The organism is Escherichia sp. MOD1-EC6842 (assembly GCF_002965705.1).
GTDB lineage: Bacteria > Pseudomonadota > Gammaproteobacteria > Enterobacterales > Enterobacteriaceae > Escherichia > Escherichia ruysiae.
Genome location: NZ_PTRF01000006.1, coordinates 236,921 through 254,417, shown reverse-complemented (window position 1 = coordinate 254,417; position 17,497 = coordinate 236,921). Strand labels below are relative to the sequence as shown.

Genomic DNA, 17,497 nt, shown 5'->3' with positions numbered 1-17,497 from the left:
TCTTAAAAAGAATTGCTACCACGGAGGCGCATTCTAGTGGTTTTCAGCTTTTCGTCAATAGTTAATTATCGCCTGATGTGTAATTGCTGGAAAAATGGTCATCAGGAGGCTAACGTGCAGGTTTTGTATGTCGGATAAGGCGTTCACGCCGCATCCGACATGGTATGTGGGTGCAGATGCCAGATGCGACGCTGGCGCGTCTTATCTGGCCTATGAAGGGCTAATGTGCAGTTTTTGTAGGTTGGATAAGGCGTTCACGCCGCATCCAACAAGGATTGCGGCGAGAGACTTAACCTTTCTTCGCCTGGCGGGTCATAATGGCGCGATACACCTTGAAACGCCCGGTTTGCGCGATAACTTCGTGGAAGCCAAATGTCTCATCCAGCACGTCCGGATAAGGCAGGAAGGCGTTCGCTACAATTCGCAGCTCGCCGCCGCTATTAAGATGACGCACCGCGCCGCGAATCAGCGTTTGCGCGGCATCCAGGCTGGTTTGCATCCCATCGTGGAACGGCGGGTTGGAGATGATCATATCAAAACGACCTTTCACCTCAGAAAAGACGTTGCTGGCAAAGACTTCACCTTCAACACCGTTAGCAGCAAGCGTTGCGCGGCTGGCTTCTACCGCTGGTGCAGAAACATCGCACAGAGTGAGGCGAATCTTCGGTGAATGGCGCGCAAAGGCAACTGAAAGCACGCCCGCACCGCAGCCAACATCCAGCACTTTACCTTTCGTGTGCGGGGTTAACGTCGAGAGCAGCAACTGGCTACCGACATCCAGACCGTCGCGGCTAAACACGCCAGGCAGCGTTTTGACCGTCAGGCCATCGACGCTGTATTCGCCCCAGAATTTATCGGCATCAAATACCGGCTGTTTTTCCAGACGACCAAAATAGAGGCCGCAGCGACGGGCGCTGTCTACCTTATTCAATGGCGCATAATCTGCCAGCATTTGCTCGGCGCTGCGCACGCCGCTACGGTTTTCGCCAACGACGAAAATGTCAGTGCCCACTGGCAGCAGAGAAAGTAAATTCATCAACTGGAACTGAGCTTCCGGTTTGTTCTTCGGCCAGTAGTAAATCAGCGTATCGCAATCTGCGACGTCGTCCGCCGTTGCAACCAGACTAAAACGGGCGTTATCACCCATCTGGCGGCTTAACACCTGCCAGTGGTGGAATTGCTGGGTATGAGCACGACTGGTCGCGGTATCTAAACGCGCGGGCAGGTCATCCTGTAAGTCACCGGCAAACAGAATACGGCTTTGTTCGAAATCATCACTGTGGCGCAGCAAGACTTCACTTGCCGGGGTAAATGCAGACATGGAATGCTCCTCAATTGATACTGGCGGCGATTATAGCCATATGTTGGCGCGGTATCGACGAATTTGCTATATTTGCGCCCCTGACAACAGGAGCGATTCGCTATGACATCCCGACGAGACTGGCAGTTACAGCAGCTGGGCATTACCCAGTGGTCGCTGCGTCGCCCTGGCGCGTTGCAGGGGGAGATTGCCATTGCGATCCCGGCACACGTCCGTCTGGTGATGGTGGCAAACGATCTTCCCGCCCTGACCGATCCTCTGGTGAGCGATGTTCTGCGCGCATTAACCGTCAGCCCCGATCAGGTGCTGCAACTGACGCCAGATAGGATCGCGATGCTGCCGCAAGGCAGTCGATGCAACAGTTGGCGGTTGGGTACTGACGAACCGCTGTCACTGGAGGGCGCTCAGGTGACATCACCGGCGCTCACCGAATTACGGGCAAACCCAACGGCACGCGCCGCGTTATGGCAACAAATTTGCACATATGAACACGATTTCTTCCCTCGAACCGACTGATTTACCTGCGGCTTTCCACATTGAACAACGCGCCCACGCCTTTCCGTGGAGTGAAAAAACCTTTGCCAGCAACCAGGGCGAACGCTATCTCAACTTTCAGTTGACACAAGACGGCAAAATGGCTGCGTTTGCGATTACGCAAGTGGTGCTGGATGAAGCTACATTGTTCAATATTGCGGTCGATCCCGACTATCAGCGTCAGGGACTGGGAAGGGCGTTGCTGGAACATCTGATCGACGAGCTGGAAAAACGCGGCGTGGCGACGCTATGGCTGGAAGTCCGCGCCTCTAACGCCGCTGCCATTGCTCTGTACGAAAGTTTAGGCTTTAACGAGGCGACGATTCGCCGCAATTACTACCCCACCACGGACGGTCGCGAAGACGCCATCATCATGGCGTTGCCAATCAGTATGTAAGACAAGGTGGAATAATGAAGTGGGACTGGATTTTCTTTGATGCCGATGAAACGCTGTTTACTTTTGACTCGTTCACCGGCCTGCAGCGGATGTTCCTTGACTACAGCGTCACCTTTACCGCTGAAGATTTTCAGGACTATCAGGCCGTTAACAAACCACTGTGGGTGGATTATCAAAACGGCGCGATCACTTCATTACAGCTCCAGCACGGGCGTTTTGAAAGCTGGGCCGAACGGCTGAACGTCGAGCCGGGTAAACTCAACGCTGCCTTTATTAATGCGATGGCGGAAATCTGCACACCGCTGCCTGGCGCGGTTTCCCTGCTTAACGCCATTCGCGGCAATGCCAAAATCGGCATCATCACCAACGGTTTTAGTGCCTTGCAGCAAGTGCGTCTGGAACGAACGGGTTTGCGTGATTATTTCGATTTGCTGGTGATTTCCGAAGAAGTTGGCGTTGCCAAACCGAATAAGAAAATTTTCGATTATGCGCTGGAACAGGCGGGCAATCCTGACCGTTCACGCGTGCTAATGGTTGGTGACACTGCTGAGTCCGATATTCTCGGTGGCATCAACGCCGGGCTTGCTACCTGCTGGCTGAATGCGCACAATCGCGAGCAACCAGAAGGCATTGCGCCCACCTGGACCGTTTCTTCGTTGCACGAACTGGAGCAACTCCTGTGTAAACACTGATTGCCTCCCCCCCGTTGATGGGTAAAATAGCCGCAATTTTTCGTTTTCAACAAGCGCGGCGCGATGCCGCTTACTCAAGAAGAAAGAATTATGACGTTGTCTCCTTATTTGCAAGAGGTGGCGAAGCGCCGCACCTTTGCCATAATTTCTCACCCGGACGCCGGTAAAACCACCATCACCGAGAAGGTGCTGCTGTTCGGACAGGCCATTCAGACCGCCGGTACAGTAAAAGGCCGTGGTTCCAACCAGCACGCTAAGTCGGACTGGATGGAGATGGAAAAGCAGCGTGGGATCTCCATTACCACGTCTGTGATGCAGTTTCCGTATCACGACTGCCTGGTTAACCTGCTTGACACCCCGGGGCACGAAGACTTCTCGGAAGATACCTATCGTACCCTGACGGCGGTGGACTGCTGCCTGATGGTTATCGACGCTGCAAAAGGTGTTGAAGATCGTACCCGCAAGCTGATGGAAGTTACCCGTCTGCGCGATACGCCGATCCTCACCTTTATGAACAAACTTGACCGTGATATCCGCGACCCGATGGAATTGCTCGATGAAGTTGAGAACGAGCTGAAAATCGGCTGTGCGCCGATCACCTGGCCGATTGGCTGCGGCAAGCTGTTTAAAGGCGTTTATCACCTGTATAAAGATGAAACCTATCTCTACCAGAGCGGTAAAGGTCACACCATTCAGGAAGTACGCATTGTTAAAGGGCTGAACAACCCGGATCTCGACGCTGCGGTTGGAGAAGATCTGGCACAGCAACTGCGTGACGAACTGGAACTGGTGAAAGGCGCCTCTAACGAGTTCGACAAAGAATTGTTCCTTGCGGGCGAAATTACTCCGGTATTCTTCGGTACTGCGCTGGGTAACTTCGGCGTCGATCATATGCTGGATGGTCTGGTGGAGTGGGCGCCTGCGCCGATGCCGCGTCAGACTGATACCCGTACCGTAGAAGCGAGCGAAGACAAATTTACCGGCTTCGTATTTAAAATTCAGGCCAACATGGACCCGAAACACCGCGACCGCGTGGCGTTTATGCGCGTGGTATCCGGTAAATATGAAAAAGGCATGAAGCTGCGCCAGGTGCGCACCGCGAAAGACGTGGTGATCTCTGACGCGCTGACCTTTATGGCGGGTGACCGTTCGCACGTTGAAGAAGCGTATCCTGGCGATATCCTCGGCCTGCACAACCACGGCACCATTCAGATCGGCGACACCTTTACCCAGGGTGAGATGATGAAGTTCACCGGTATTCCGAACTTCGCACCGGAACTGTTCCGTCGTATACGTCTGAAAGATCCGCTGAAGCAAAAACAGCTGCTCAAAGGGCTGGTACAGCTTTCTGAAGAGGGCGCAGTGCAAGTGTTCCGTCCGATCTCCAATAACGACCTGATCGTCGGTGCGGTTGGTGTGCTGCAGTTTGATGTGGTGGTATCGCGCCTGAAAAGCGAATACAACGTTGAAGCAGTGTATGAGTCAGTCAACGTTGCCACCGCCCGCTGGGTAGAATGCGCGGACGCAAAGAAATTCGAAGAGTTCAAGCGTAAGAACGAAGGTCAACTGGCGCTCGATGGCGGCGATAACCTCGCTTACATCGCCACCAGCATGGTTAACCTACGCTTAGCGCAAGAGCGTTATCCGGACGTTCAATTCCACCAGACCCGCGAGCATTAATTCTTGCTTCCAGGGCGCGGCAGCCGCTGCGCCCTGTCAATTTCCCTTCCTTATTAGCCGCTTGCGGAATGTTCTTAAAACATTCGCTTTCGCTTATGTTTGCTCGCTTTTTAGCCGATATGGCGAGCGGTTTCAAAATTGTGATCTATATTTAACAAAGCAATGACATTTGTGTCGGCTTTAAATACCGTTATATGAGTAGGTAACAGTATTTAAAACCGTTAACTGTCATTCGATTGATATTAATAACTGATTAAGAAGTTGTAACGGTCGTTATTCATCACCTATCGCTTTTGTGATGGCGACCATTGACTTCTGTCGAGGGTGAAGTCTCTCCCTATTCAGCAATGCAACCTCGTGTTGCCTGGCTCAAATTACGAGCAAATATACAGGAATAAATCGATGACTATGACAAGACTGAAGATTTCGAAAACTCTGCTGGCTGTAATGCTGACCTCTGCCGTCGCGACCGGTTCTGCCTACGCGGAAAACAACGCGCAGACCACCAATGAAAGCGCAGGGCAAAAAGTCGATAGCTCTATGAATAAAGTCGGTAATTTCATGGATGACAGCGCCATCACAGCGAAAGTGAAGGCGGCTCTGGTGGATCATGAAAATATCAAGAGCACTGATATCTCTGTCAAAACCGATCAAAAAGTCGTGACTTTAAGCGGATTTGTTGAAAGCCAGGCACAGGCCGAAGAGGCAGTGAAAGTGGCGAAAGGCGTTGAAGGCGTGACCTCCGTCAGCGACAAACTGCACGTTCGCGACGCTAAAGAAAGCTCCGTGAAGGGTTACGCCGGTGACACCGCCACCACCAGTGAAATCAAAGCCAAACTGCTGGCGGACGACATTGTTCCTTCACGTAAAGTGAAAGTTGAAACCACCGATGGCGTGGTTCAGCTCTCCGGAACCGTAGATTCTCAGGCACAGAGCGACCGTGCTGAAAGTATCGCCAAAGCGGTAGATGGTGTGAAAAGCGTTAAAAATGATCTGAAAACTAAGTAATTCGTCGTAATTCGTCCTCCCGAACTTTGTCGGGAGGCGCGATGTGCACCACACTAAAAATATCGCATTGAGTGAATATCAAGCGGTGACATTAACTATGGTAAAGGAGAGGCTTATGTTTCGTTGGGGCATCATATTTCTGGTTATCGCGTTAATCGCCGCCGCTCTTGGGTTTGGTGGTCTGGCCGGTACTGCAGCGGGTGCTGCAAAAATTGTCTTTGTCGTCGGGATTATTCTGTTCCTGGTGAGTTTGTTCATGGGCCGAAAACGACCCTAGATTTCAGACGATTAAGAAAATTTTATACAAAGCCAGTCCAGCGGACTGGCTTTTGCGGTTTTAGCGAATAATAAATTGCGTTACTTTGTCATTCTTTCACAACAAAAACAGGAAGGCAGAGGTGGGGCAGCGAATACCTGTAACGCTTGGTAATATTGCGCCGTTGTCGCTAAGGCCGTTCCAGCCTGGACGAATTGCGTTGGTGTGCGAAGGCGGCGGGCAGCGTGGAATCTTTACGGCTGGCGTGCTGGATGAGTTTATGCGCGCGCAGTTTAATCCTTTCGATCTCTATTTTGGCACGTCCGCCGGGGCGCAGAACCTTTCGGCGTATATTTGTAATCAGCCCGGTTACGCGCGCAAAGTCATCATGCGCTATACCACAAAGCGCGAATTTTTCGATCCAGTGCGCTTTGTCCGTGGAGGAAATCTTATCGATCTCGACTGGCTGGTGGAAGCGACTGCACGCCAGATGCCGTTGCAGATGGATACCGCCGCGCGGTTGTTCGATAGCGGCAAATCGTTTTATATGTGTGCCTGTCGTCAGGATGACTACACACCAAATTACTTTTTACCAACCAAACAAAACTGGCTGGATTTGATTCGCGCCTCCAGTGCTATTCCAGGTTTTTATCGCACCGGGGTTTCACTTGATGGGATTAACTATTTTGATGGTGGCGTCAGCGATGCGATTCCGGTTAAAGAAGCGGCAAGACAGGGGGCGAAAACGCTGGTGGTAATCCGCACCGTGCCGTCGCAAATGTACTATACGCCGCAGTGGTTTAAACGCATGGAACGCTGGCTGGGAGACAGTAGCCTACAACCGCTGGTCAATCTGGTGCAGCATCATGAAACCAGCTATCGCGCCATCCAGCAATTTATTGAGAAACCGCCAGGCAAGCTACGCATTTTCGAAATTTATCCGCCGAAGCCGCTGCATAGCATCGCGCTTGGCAGTCGGCTTCCGGCGCTACGCGATGACTATAAACTTGGGCGTTTATGCGGTCGCTATTTCCTGGCCACGGTCGGTAAAATGCTAACCGAAAAAGCACCGTTCACTCGCCATCTGGTGCCTGTGGCGATGCCGGAACCGATCGTCATTCCGCCAGCGCCAGTCGCCAACGATACGCTGGTTACCGAGGTGATAGACGCCCCGCAGGCGAATGACCCGACATTTAACAACGAGGATCTGGCTTGATTTGCCGTTTTATCGACACCCACTGCCATTTTGATTTTCCGCCGTTTAGCGGTGATGAAGAGGCCAGCCTGCAACGCGCGGCACAAGCGGGCGTAGGCAAGATCATTGTACCGGCAACTGAGGCGGCAAATTTTGCCCACGTGCAGGCGTTAGCGGAAAATTATCAACCGCTGTATGCCGCCTTAGGGTTGCATCCGGGGATGTTGGAAAAACATTGCGATGCGTCGCTGGAGCAGTTACAGCAGGCACTGGAAAGGCGCTCGCCGAAGGTGGTGGCGGTAGGGGAGGTAGGCCTGGATCTCTTTGGCGACGATCCGCAATTTGAGAGGCAGCAGTGGTTACTTGACGAACAACTGAAACTGGCGAAACGCTACGATCTGCCGGTGATCCTGCATTCACGGCGCACGCATGACAAACTGGCGATGCATCTTAAACGCCACGATTTATCGCGCACTGGCGTGGTTCACGGTTTTTCCGGCAGCCTGCAACAGGCTGAACGGTTTGTACAGCTGGGCTACAAAATCGGTGTAGGCGGTACTATCACCTATCCACGCGCCAGTAAAACCCGCGATGTCATCGCAAAATTACCGCTGGCATCGTTGTTGCTGGAAACCGACGCGCCGGATATGCCGCTCAACGGCTTTCAGGGGCAGCCTAACCGCCCGGAGCAGGCTGCCCGGGTATTTGCCGTACTGTGCGAGTTACGCCCGGAACCCGCAGATGAGATTGCCGACGTGTTGCTTAATAACACGTATGCGGTGTTTAACGTGCCCGATGGCTGGTAAGGCCGTCCGTAAGTGAACAATGGTGCTGCTTGTTCCCCTCACCCTAACCCTCTCCCCAGAGGGGCGAGGGGACTGATTGTGCTTGATGTTGAGTTTTGCGACATCTCTGGCATGTCACAAATACAGCGCCGGAAATATCAATCGACTTACCCCGCGCTCCCGTAACGCACCAGCCAACTGCTCAACGTCTTCCGGTGTGGCGCTCGCCCAGCTTTGCGCTTCGCCATATACGCCGTGGGCATGAAACGCGTTCAAGCGTACCGGAACATCGCCAAGTCCCTTGATAAACGCCGCCAGTTCTTCAATGTGTTGCAAATAATCCACCAGATTGGGGATTACCAGTAAACGCAGTTCTGCCAGCTTGCCGCGCTCTGCAAGCAAACTGATGCTGCGCTTAATCTGTTGATTATCGCGTCCGGTTAACTGTTGATGACATTCGCTCCCCCACGCTTTGAGATCGAGCATTGCGCCGTCGCACACCGGAAGCAATTTTTCCCAGCCGGTTTCGCTCAACATGCCGTTGCTGTCCACCAGACAGGTGAGATGGCGCAATTGTGGATCATTTTTGATAGCAGTAAACAGCGCCACCACAAACGGCAGTTGGGTCGTGGCTTCGCCACCGCTCACCGTGATCCCTTCAATAAACAACACCGCTTTGCGGATATGACTAAGCACCTCGTCCACGCTCATGGTTTGCGCCATCGGCGTGGCATTCTGCGGGCACATCTTCAGGCAGGTATCGCACTGCTCGCAGACTGCAACGTTCCACACCACTTTGCTGTCAACAATCTGCAACGCCTGATGCGGACACTGTGGCACGCATTCCGCGCAATTATTACAGCGCCCCATCGTCCACGGATTGTGACAGTTTTTGCAGCGCAGATTGCACCCTTGTAAAAACAGAGCCAGACGACTGCCTGGCCCGTCAACGCAGGAGAAGGGGATAATCTTACTGACTAAAGCGCATCTGCTGTTCATGGCTTATCACGCGCGGCTGGCGTTCCAGAATACGAGTGTTACGTGCAGCTTCTTCGCCCAGCCATGTTGTGTTGGTACGTGAACCTTCGGCACGATATTTTTCTAAATCCGACAAACGCACCATATAACCGGTAACACGAACCAGATCGTTACCGCTGACATTGGCGGTAAATTCACGCATTCCGGCTTTAAAGGCACCGAGGCAAAGCTGTACCAGCGCCTGTGGATTACGCTTGATGGTTTCGTCGAGCGTCAGAATGTCGCTGATCCCAGAGTAATAATATGCATGATGCGGGGCGACGGTTTGCAGATGGGTGATTGGATCTGGCTCATCGCCATACGGCAATCGCGCCCCCGGCGTGGTGCCGATATCGGAACTGATCCCCGACTGTGCGTGTAACATGGCGCGTTTTTGCCAGCCATATTTCACGGGAGTATTGGCGACAAACTCCGCCAGTTGCGCGCTGATGCGATAACCGACTTCATTTGCGGCGGCTTCTTTACCGTAGCGCGCGGCAATCCCTTCTTTCTCGCACAGCAAGTTAACCGCTTCCGCCAGCCCGTACATGCCAAACATCGGCACAAAACGTTCAGGATCAATCAACCCTTCTTTGACCAGGAAGCTATTCTCAAAGAAGTGTGATTGTTGATAGAGAAATTCACATCGCGCATCGATGATGGCGATCTGCTGCTGGCAGTAGTGCGGTAGAGTGCGCGTAAAGAAGTCATCCAGCGATTCACTGTGCTCTGCAATGGCTTTCAGATTAAGGCGTACTAGCGTGCTGCCACCGCCAGCCAGCGGCAGTGAGTTGTAACAGCTCACGATCCCGTAGCCCCCTTTTGTGAAAATTTTATCATGCACCGGACCGTTGGCGATGTGCGGTTTGCTACATTCACAAATGTTTTTTGCCACTTCCAGCAGCAGATCATCAGGGGTGATTTCAGGATCGTAGATAAAGGTCAGATTTGGAGAAACCTGCTTCAGCTCAGCATCTGCGCGTAAAATTGCACGGGTGATGGGGGAATCGGACGGGCCGATATTGGCATGCATAAAAGCGTCTGGCAGGGTTCTGTCGAGATAACGCCAGAAACGTTTTATTCGAATATCGATTTCGTCTTGTGTTAGAATTTTAACATACGGTTGCAACAACGCATCCAGTTGCCCCAGGTAGACCGGCATTGATGTGACTGACGGGACATGGTGATAAAGAATGGTCAGCAGGGAGAGCGCATCATCAAGATCTTTCGCGCCTTCCAGCTCCAGCCATTCAGAACCGTTCGCCAGAAAACGGGCGTAATCGGGTAAGACATAGCGCGGTTTGTACGGCGCATGACCTTCAAACATATCGCAGATTACGCCTTCATCCAGCGCGCGGCGGGCTTCGGCAGGAAGCTGTGGGTAAGGCAGATTGTTTTCTGCTTCCAGTGCCAGAAAATGGCGCTTCTGCTCCGGGCTAAGTACCGGACTGGTGACAATTTGCTGGCAACGTTGTTGCAGTGCCATTTCATGAGAAGTGGGCATCTTCTTTTCCTTTTATGCCGAAGGTGATGCGCCATTGTAAGAGGTTTCGTGATGTTCACTTTGATCCTGATGCGTTTGCCACCACTGGCGCATTCATTTGAAAGTGAATTATTTGATCCAGATCGCATTACCATAATGCAAATTTGTAAGTAGATTTTCTTAATTGTGATGTATATCGAAGTGTGTTGCGGAGTCGATGTTAGAATACTAACAAACTCGCAAGGTGAATTTTATTGGCGACAAGCCAGGAGAATGAAATGACTGATCTGAAAGCAAGCAGCCTGCGTGCACTGAAATTGATGGACCTGACCACTCTGAATGACGACGACACTGACGAGAAAGTGATCGCCCTGTGTCATCAGGCTAAAACTCCGGTCGGCAATACCGCCGCTATCTGCATCTATCCTCGCTTTATCCCGATTGCTCGCAAGACTCTGAAAGAGCAGGGCACCCCGGAAATCCGTATTGCTACGGTAACTAACTTCCCACACGGTAACGACGACATTGACATCGCACTGGCAGAAACCCGTGCGGCAATCGCCTACGGTGCCGATGAAGTTGACGTGGTGTTCCCGTACCGTGCGCTGATGGCGGGTAACGAGCAGGTTGGTTTTGACCTGGTGAAAGCCTGTAAAGAGGCTTGTGCAGCGGCGAATGTGCTGCTGAAAGTGATCATCGAAACCGGTGAACTGAAAGACGAAGCCCTGATCCGCAAAGCATCTGAAATCTCCATCAAAGCGGGCGCTGACTTTATCAAAACCTCTACCGGTAAAGTCGCGGTGAATGCGACGCCTGAAAGCGCGCGCATCATGATGGAAGTCATCCGCGACATGGGCGTAGAAAAAACCGTTGGTTTCAAACCGGCGGGTGGCGTGCGTACTGCGGAAGATGCACAGAAATATCTCGCGATTGCAGATGAACTGTTCGGTGCTGACTGGGCAGATGCACGTCACTATCGCTTTGGCGCTTCCAGCCTGCTGGCAAGCCTGCTGAAAGCTCTGGGCCACGGCGACGGTAAGAGCGCCAGCAGCTACTAAGCTGCCTTTTGCCAGAGGGCGGATGCCGGATGCTACGGGTCGGGTGCCGTGTAGGCATGATAAGAAGCGGTCAGCATCAGGCAATAACAACATCCGCCATCTGGCAACAACGCCTTCAAACTTATTCCACGGGAGGTTACCTTGTTTCTCGCACAAGAAATTATTCGTAAAAAACGTGATGGTCATGCGCTGAGCGATGAAGAAATTCGTTTCTTTATCAACGGCATTCGCGACAATACTATCTCCGAAGGGCAAATTGCCGCCCTCGCGATGACCATTTTCTTCCACGATATGACAATGCCGGAGCGTGTCTCGCTGACGATGGCGATGCGAGATTCAGGAACCGTTCTCGACTGGAAAAGCCTGCATCTGAATGGCCCGATTGTTGATAAACACTCGACCGGCGGCGTCGGCGATGTGACTTCGCTGATGTTGGGGCCGATGGTCGCTGCCTGCGGTGGTTACATTCCGATGATCTCCGGTCGCGGCCTCGGTCATACTGGCGGTACGCTCGACAAACTGGAATCAATCCCTGGTTTCGATATCTTCCCGGATGACAACCGTTTCCGCGAAATTATTAAAGACGTCGGCGTGGCGATTATCGGCCAGACCAGCTCACTGGCTCCGGCGGATAAACGTTTCTACGCAACCCGTGATATCACCGCAACCGTGGACTCCATCCCACTGATCACTGCTTCTATTTTGGCTAAGAAACTGGCGGAAGGGCTGGATGCGTTGGTGATGGACGTGAAAGTCGGTAGCGGTGCATTTATGCCGACCTACGAACTCTCTGAAGCCCTTGCCGAAGCGATTGTTGGCGTGGCAAATGGCGCTGGCGTGCGCACCACTGCGCTGCTCACCGACATGAATCAGGTGTTGGCCTCCAGTGCCGGTAACGCGGTTGAAGTGCGTGAAGCGGTGCAGTTCCTGACCGGTGAATACCGTAACCCGCGTCTGTTTGATGTCACAATGGCACTGTGCGTGGAGATGCTTATCTCCGGCAAACTGGCGAAAGATGACGCTGAAGCGCGCGCGAAATTGCAGGCGGTGCTGGACAACGGTAAAGCGGCAGAAGTCTTTGGTCGTATGGTGGCGGCACAAAAAGGCCCAACCGACTTCGTTGAGAACTACGCGAAGTATCTGCCGACAGCGATGCTGACGAAAGCAGTCTATGCTGATACCGAAGGTTTTGTCAGTGAAATGGATACCCGCGCGCTGGGGATGGCAGTGGTTGCAATGGGCGGCGGTCGCCGTCAGGCATCTGACACCATCGATTACAGCGTCGGCTTTACTGATATGGCGCGTCTGGGCGACCAGGTAGACGGTCAGCGTCCGCTGGCGGTTGTCCACGCGAAAGACGAAAACAGCTGGCAGGAAGCGGCGAAAGCGGTGAAAGCGGCAATTAAACTTGCCGATAAAGCACCAGAAAGCACACCAACCGTCTATCGTCGTATCAGTGAATAATTGTATACTGATCTGATCATTTAAATTTGAAGCACTGAGTACGGAGAACATATGAAACGTGCATTTATTATGGTGCTGGACTCATTCGGCATCGGCGCTACAGAAGATGCAGAACGCTTTGGTGACGTCGGGGCTGACACCCTGGGTCATATCGCAGAAGCTTGTGCTAAAGGCGAAGCTGATAATGGTCGTAAAGGGCCACTGAATCTGCCAAATCTGACCCGTCTGGGGCTGGCGAAAGCACACGAAGGTTCTACCGGTTTCATTCCGGCAGGAATGGACGGCAACGCTGAAGTTATCGGCGCGTACGCATGGGCGCACGAAATGTCATCCGGTAAAGATACCCCGTCTGGTCACTGGGAAATCGCCGGTGTACCGGTTCTGTTTGAGTGGGGATACTTCTCCGATCATGAAAACAGCTTCCCGCAAGAACTGCTGGATAAACTGGTCGAACGCGCTAATCTGCCGGGTTACCTGGGTAACTGCCACTCTTCCGGTACGGTCATCCTGGATCAACTGGGCGAAGAGCACATGAAAACCGGCAAGCCGATTTTCTATACCTCCGCTGACTCCGTGTTCCAGATTGCCTGTCATGAAGAAACCTTTGGCCTGGATAAACTCTACGAACTGTGCGAAATCGCCCGTGAAGAGCTGACCAACGGCGGCTACAACATCGGTCGCGTTATCGCCCGTCCGTTTATCGGCGACAAAGCCGGTAACTTCCAGCGTACCGGCAACCGTCACGATCTGGCTGTTGAACCGCCAGCACCAACTGTGTTGCAGAAACTGGTTGATGAAAAACACGGCCAGGTGGTTTCTGTCGGTAAAATTGCAGACATCTACGCTAACTGCGGTATCACCAAAAAAGTGAAAGCGACCGGTCTGGACGCGCTGTTTGACGCCACCATTAAAGAGATGAAGGAAGCAGGTGATAACACTATCGTCTTCACTAACTTTGTTGACTTCGACTCTTCCTGGGGTCACCGTCGTGACGTCGCGGGTTATGCTGCGGGTCTGGAACTGTTCGACCGCCGTCTGCCGGAGCTGATGTCACTGCTGCGCGATGACGATATCCTGATCCTCACCGCTGACCACGGTTGCGACCCAACCTGGACTGGTACTGACCACACCCGTGAACACATTCCGGTACTGGTGTATGGCCCGAAAGTAAAACCGGGTTCGCTGGGTCACCGTGAAACCTTCGCGGATATCGGTCAGACTCTGGCAAAATATTTTGGCACTTCTGATATGGAATATGGCAAAGCCATGTTCTGATAATGGGTGCGGCTTGATGCCCTCACCCCGGCCCTCTCCCACAGGGAGAGGGTGAAAACATGTTGATAAGGATAAAACAATGGCTACCCCACACATTAATGCAGAAATGGGCGATTTCGCTGACGTAGTTTTGATGCCAGGCGACCCGCTGCGTGCGAAGTATATTGCTGAAACTTTCCTTGAAGATGCCCGTGAAGTGAACAACGTTCGCGGTATGCTGGGCTTCACCGGTACTTACAAAGGCCGCAAAATTTCCGTAATGGGTCACGGTATGGGGATCCCGTCCTGCTCCATCTACACCAAAGAGCTGATCACCGATTTCGGCGTGAAAAAAATCATCCGCGTGGGTTCCTGTGGCGCTGTTCTGCCGCACGTAAAACTGCGTGACGTAGTTATCGGTATGGGTGCCTGCACCGATTCCAAAGTTAACCGCATCCGTTTTAAAGACCATGACTTTGCTGCTATCGCTGACTTTGACATGGTGCGTAACGCGGTAGACGCGGCTAAAGCTCTGGGCGTGGATGCGCGCGTTGGTAACCTGTTCTCCGCTGACCTGTTCTACTCTCCGGACGGCGAAATGTTCGACGTGATGGAAAAATACGGCATCCTTGGCGTAGAAATGGAAGCGGCTGGTATCTACGGCGTAGCAGCAGAATTTGGCGCGAAAGCCCTGGCTATTTGCACCGTGTCTGACCACATCCGCACTCACGAGCAGACCACTGCTGAAGAGCGTCAGACCACCTTTAACGACATGATCAAAATCGCACTGGAATCCGTTCTGCTGGGCGATAAAGAGTAATTGTTTTTCGCTGAAAGGCGATTGTCGTGTTAAGCCGGAGCGGGAGACTGCTCCGGCTTTTTAGTATCAATTCATTTTTCTCTCCAGCTTGAATATTTTCGCTATACTTTTCAGTGAAATGTGTTAATAAATCTATTCAAGTATCTATTCACGAATCTATTCATTAATGAGAGAACTGACCGATCTTTTACTGCAAGGGCCGCGTTCTGCCCCGGAATTGCGCCAGCGTCTGGCAATCAGTCAGGCGACGTTCTCACGCCTTGTTGCCAGAGAAGATCGGGTGATTCGCTTTGGTAAAGCACGGGCAACGCGATATGTACTGCTGCGGCCTTATCGCGGAATAGAACGTATTCCCGTCTGGCGAGTGGACGCTGCCGGAAAGGCGCATAAATTCGCCGACATCCGGTTGTGCTGGCCGCAGGGAAGTTGTCTGGTAACAGGCGCAGATGGCGACGAACAGTGGTTTGATGGTTTGCCCTGGTATTTGACCGATCTCCGACCACAGGGTTTTTTAGGGCGCGCGTGGGGCAGGAAGTTAGCCGCGCAACTGAATCTGACCGAAGATATCCGTCTCTGGCAGGAAGAAGAGGTGCTCTACGCCCTGACCGTATTTAGCGGTGAATATACCGGCGGCTGGCTGGTCGGGGAGGGGAATTATCAGCAATGGATTACTGCACAACGCCCTGCGGCAATTACTCTGGATGAAAAACTCATCCGCTATGAACAACTGGCACATGACGCACTGGCAGGAGAAATTGTGGGTTCTTCTGCGGGCGGTGAGCAGCCAAAATTTACCTGCTATGCACAAACGCCGTCAGGCAATAAACATGTGTTGGTGAAATTCACCGTGCCGCAGCAAACCGCAGTCAGCCAACGTTGGGGTGACCTGCTTATTGCGGAATCTATTGCCGCGCAAATCCTGCGCGCTGGCGGGATCTACGCCAGCCAGTCAACGGTGCTTGTAACAAGTAACAGGCAGGTATTCCTTGAAGCGGAACGCTTTGACTGCAAAGGTAACGATGGTCGCTTGCCCATTGTGTCGCTGGAGGCGGTGCAAAGTGAGTTTATCTCTTCTCCGGGATCGTGGCCGGAGGCAATGCGCCGTTTGTGTGAGCAACAACTTGCCACCCATGAGAGCGTGGCGCAAACAGAAGTGATCTGGGCGTTTGGGCGACTTATCGCTAACAGTGATATGCATGCAGGCAATTTATCGTTTTATTTATCTGAACCGCCATTTGCGCTGACGCCCGTCTACGACATGCTGCCGATGGCTTATGCGCCAAACAGCGCCGGAATGTTGCGAGATGCTGCCATTGAGGTGAAGTTTGATCTTAACGTCAGTAAAAGCGCATGGTTAACGGCGATCCCGCTGGCGCAGCAGTTCTGGCAAACGGTCGCCGGAGATCCGCGTATCAGCGAGGCGTTTCGCCACATTGCGCAAGAAATGCCGGAAAAAATCCGGCAAATCGAAGAGAAAGTTGCCCGCATGGGCGCGTAGTTACCGCACAGCCCCAGCCATCCACGCTGACAATTCCCGTAGCTCTTTTTCCTGTTCAGGGAAGTCGACCAACAGAGCTTCGCACTCTTGTTGCAGCATATCCGCGCGGTACAGGCAGCCTTGCAGTCGCCCGGCGAGGGCTTCCAGCGGCGCGGGGTTGAGGCTGTCGGTAAACACCTGGGCGCGGGTGATATGGCCTTTTTCAACGTCGAAATGCAGTTCTACGCCGCCCCAGGTAAAGCGTTCATCCAGCAGATGCGAGAACGCCGGAGCCTGACCGAAGTTCCACTCCCAGCTACTCTGACGGGCAAAGGTTTCGGCGAAGTTCGGCAGGTCTGGCGTTTTGTCCGGGGAGATGATTTCCGCTTCCACGCGCTCGCCATAATGGGCGAAAAAGGCCTCGGTTATGGCCTCGCAAACCTGCTCATGGGTAATTTCCGGCAGCAATTCGGTCAGATTGGTCACGCGGGAACGTACCGAGGTAATGCCTTTCGCCGCCAGTTTCTTTTTATCCGGGTTGAGATAGTTTGCCAGACGGCTAAGGTCGGCATTGAGCAGCAAGGTGCCGTGGTGGAAGCCACGATCTTTGGTTTCGCGATAGGCCGAGCCTGAGACTTTGCGGTCGCCTTCGGCGGTTTTCACCACCAGATCGTTACGTCCGGAGGCTTCGGCGCTGACGCCAAGCGCGTTCAGCGCATTGAGCACAATTGATGTGGAGATGGTTTTATCGTACTCCGGCTTGCCAGCCATAAAGGTAAAACAGGTATTGCCGAGATCGTGGAACACCGCGCCGCCACCGCTACTGCGCCGCGCCAGTCGGACGTTATCTTCTTCCATCCGCCGGGTATTACACTCTTTCCACGGGTTCTGTGCACGACCAATCACCACGGTGTCGGCATTGCGCCAGAGAAACAGAACGCGCTGCGTGGCGGGCATCTGGCGAAAAATACATTCCTCCACCGCCAGGTTAAACCACGGGTCGTAAGAGTCAGAGATGAGCAGGCGTAATGTGGACATAACGATTTCCTTTCTTGT

At 52.9% G+C, this 17,497-nt stretch carries 17 protein-coding genes; 13 read left to right on the top strand and 4 right to left on the bottom strand.

Going from position 1 to position 17,497, the window contains the following annotated elements; all coding sequences use genetic code 11:
• Positions 1-289 precede the first annotated feature (289 nt).
• A complete protein-coding gene (gene rsmC / locus A7Z29_RS10065) occupies positions 290-1,321 on the bottom strand; it encodes a 16S rRNA (guanine(1207)-N(2))-methyltransferase RsmC (protein WP_001272354.1) in 1,032 nt (343 codons plus the stop codon).
• Between the two features lie 102 nt (positions 1,322-1,423).
• On the opposite strand from rsmC, the gene holD reads away from it, so the two are divergent.
• The 8 genes from holD to A7Z29_RS10025 all read left to right on the top strand — a co-directional run bounded on the left by holD (position 1,424) and on the right by A7Z29_RS10025 (position 7,889).
• Positions 1,424-1,837, top strand: a complete 414-nt coding sequence (gene holD, locus A7Z29_RS10060) for a DNA polymerase III subunit psi (protein ID WP_105290161.1) — start codon at positions 1,424-1,426, stop codon at positions 1,835-1,837.
• Positions 1,806-2,252 carry a ribosomal protein S18-alanine N-acetyltransferase gene (rimI, locus tag A7Z29_RS10055; RefSeq protein WP_105290160.1) on the top strand — a complete coding sequence of 149 codons (447 nt, stop codon included), beginning with the start codon at positions 1,806-1,808 and terminating at the stop codon, positions 2,250-2,252. Before holD ends, rimI begins: the two co-directional genes overlap by 32 nt.
• 14 nt (positions 2,253-2,266) lie before the next feature.
• Positions 2,267-2,944, top strand: a complete 678-nt coding sequence (gene yjjG, locus A7Z29_RS10050; RefSeq protein WP_000870704.1) for a pyrimidine 5'-nucleotidase — start codon at positions 2,267-2,269, stop codon at positions 2,942-2,944.
• A 90-nt stretch (positions 2,945-3,034) separates the two neighbouring features.
• Positions 3,035-4,624 carry a peptide chain release factor 3 gene (prfC, locus tag A7Z29_RS10045; protein ID WP_000175941.1) on the top strand — a complete coding sequence of 530 codons (1,590 nt, stop codon included), beginning with the start codon at positions 3,035-3,037 and terminating at the stop codon, positions 4,622-4,624.
• A 402-nt stretch (positions 4,625-5,026) separates the two neighbouring features.
• Complete coding sequence (gene osmY, locus A7Z29_RS10040; RefSeq protein ID WP_032224325.1) at positions 5,027-5,632, top strand: molecular chaperone OsmY; 606 nt, start codon at positions 5,027-5,029, stop codon at positions 5,630-5,632.
• 115 nt (positions 5,633-5,747) lie between these two features.
• A complete protein-coding gene (locus tag A7Z29_RS10035) occupies positions 5,748-5,909 on the top strand; it encodes a DUF1328 domain-containing protein (protein WP_000490275.1) in 162 nt (53 codons plus the stop codon).
• 121 nt (positions 5,910-6,030) lie between these two features.
• Entirely contained in the window at positions 6,031-7,104 is a 1,074-nt protein-coding gene (locus A7Z29_RS10030) for a patatin-like phospholipase family protein (RefSeq protein WP_010345506.1), read from the top strand.
• Positions 7,101-7,889 carry a metal-dependent hydrolase gene (locus tag A7Z29_RS10025; RefSeq protein ID WP_105290159.1) on the top strand — a complete coding sequence of 263 codons (789 nt, stop codon included), beginning with the start codon at positions 7,101-7,103 and terminating at the stop codon, positions 7,887-7,889. Before A7Z29_RS10030 ends, A7Z29_RS10025 begins: the two co-directional genes overlap by 4 nt.
• Before the next feature lie 114 nt (positions 7,890-8,003).
• Here the strand turns inward: A7Z29_RS10025 and A7Z29_RS10020 are convergent, their stop codons facing one another.
• Both A7Z29_RS10020 and A7Z29_RS10015 read right to left on the bottom strand, forming a co-directional pair.
• Positions 8,004-8,867, bottom strand: a complete 864-nt coding sequence (locus A7Z29_RS10020; protein ID WP_105290158.1) for a YjjW family glycine radical enzyme activase — start codon at positions 8,865-8,867, stop codon at positions 8,004-8,006.
• On the bottom strand, positions 8,839-10,389 hold the full coding sequence (locus A7Z29_RS10015) for a YjjI family glycine radical enzyme (RefSeq protein WP_105290157.1): 1,551 nt from the start codon (positions 10,387-10,389) through the stop codon (positions 8,839-8,841). The genes A7Z29_RS10020 and A7Z29_RS10015 overlap by 29 nt, the downstream gene beginning before the upstream one ends.
• A gap of 257 nt (positions 10,390-10,646) precedes the next feature.
• Between A7Z29_RS10015 and deoC the strand changes: the two genes are divergently transcribed.
• From deoC to yjjJ, 5 genes are all read left to right on the top strand, one after another.
• Positions 10,647-11,426, top strand: a complete 780-nt coding sequence (gene deoC, locus A7Z29_RS10010) for a deoxyribose-phosphate aldolase (protein WP_001298497.1) — start codon at positions 10,647-10,649, stop codon at positions 11,424-11,426.
• A 141-nt stretch (positions 11,427-11,567) separates the two neighbouring features.
• Positions 11,568-12,890, top strand: coding sequence for a thymidine phosphorylase (gene deoA / locus A7Z29_RS10005; RefSeq protein WP_000477816.1), 1,323 nt, complete (start codon positions 11,568-11,570; stop codon positions 12,888-12,890).
• A 51-nt stretch (positions 12,891-12,941) separates the two neighbouring features.
• Entirely contained in the window at positions 12,942-14,165 is a 1,224-nt protein-coding gene (deoB, locus tag A7Z29_RS10000; RefSeq protein ID WP_000816471.1) for a phosphopentomutase, read from the top strand.
• 79 nt (positions 14,166-14,244) lie between these two features.
• Complete coding sequence (deoD, locus tag A7Z29_RS09995; protein WP_000224878.1) at positions 14,245-14,964, top strand: purine-nucleoside phosphorylase; 720 nt, start codon at positions 14,245-14,247, stop codon at positions 14,962-14,964.
• Between the two features lie 166 nt (positions 14,965-15,130).
• Entirely contained in the window at positions 15,131-16,462 is a 1,332-nt protein-coding gene (gene yjjJ, locus A7Z29_RS09990) for a type II toxin-antitoxin system HipA family toxin YjjJ (RefSeq protein ID WP_105290156.1), read from the top strand.
• Here yjjJ and lplA read toward each other — a convergent pair whose 3' ends face one another.
• Positions 16,463-17,479 carry a lipoate--protein ligase LplA gene (gene lplA / locus A7Z29_RS09985; protein WP_001550572.1) on the bottom strand — a complete coding sequence of 339 codons (1,017 nt, stop codon included), beginning with the start codon at positions 17,477-17,479 and terminating at the stop codon, positions 16,463-16,465.
• Positions 17,480-17,497: the final 18 nt, after the last annotated feature.

Excerpts from the sequence above, each read along its gene's own strand:
- A7Z29_RS10035 (WP_000490275.1), top strand. The coding sequence starts at position 5,748 with ATGTTTCGTTGGGGCATCATATTTCTGGTTATCGCGTTAATCGCCGCC.
- A7Z29_RS10015 (WP_105290157.1), bottom strand. The coding sequence starts at position 10,389 with ATGCCCACTTCTCATGAAATGGCACTGCAACAACGTTGCCAGCAAATT.
- yjjJ (WP_105290156.1), top strand. The coding sequence starts at position 15,131 with ATGAGAGAACTGACCGATCTTTTACTGCAAGGGCCGCGTTCTGCCCCG.
- deoB (WP_000816471.1), top strand. The coding sequence starts at position 12,942 with ATGAAACGTGCATTTATTATGGTGCTGGACTCATTCGGCATCGGCGCT.
- A7Z29_RS10020 (WP_105290158.1), bottom strand. The coding sequence starts at position 8,867 with ATGAACAGCAGATGCGCTTTAGTCAGTAAGATTATCCCCTTCTCCTGC.
- deoC (WP_001298497.1), top strand. The coding sequence starts at position 10,647 with ATGACTGATCTGAAAGCAAGCAGCCTGCGTGCACTGAAATTGATGGAC.
- osmY (WP_032224325.1), top strand. The coding sequence starts at position 5,027 with ATGACTATGACAAGACTGAAGATTTCGAAAACTCTGCTGGCTGTAATG.
- yjjG (WP_000870704.1), top strand. The coding sequence starts at position 2,267 with ATGAAGTGGGACTGGATTTTCTTTGATGCCGATGAAACGCTGTTTACT.
- deoD (WP_000224878.1), top strand. The coding sequence starts at position 14,245 with ATGGCTACCCCACACATTAATGCAGAAATGGGCGATTTCGCTGACGTA.
- holD (WP_105290161.1), top strand. The coding sequence starts at position 1,424 with ATGACATCCCGACGAGACTGGCAGTTACAGCAGCTGGGCATTACCCAG.
- lplA (WP_001550572.1), bottom strand. The coding sequence starts at position 17,479 with ATGTCCACATTACGCCTGCTCATCTCTGACTCTTACGACCCGTGGTTT.
- rimI (WP_105290160.1), top strand. The coding sequence starts at position 1,806 with ATGAACACGATTTCTTCCCTCGAACCGACTGATTTACCTGCGGCTTTC.
- prfC (WP_000175941.1), top strand. The coding sequence starts at position 3,035 with ATGACGTTGTCTCCTTATTTGCAAGAGGTGGCGAAGCGCCGCACCTTT.
- rsmC (WP_001272354.1), bottom strand. The coding sequence starts at position 1,321 with ATGTCTGCATTTACCCCGGCAAGTGAAGTCTTGCTGCGCCACAGTGAT.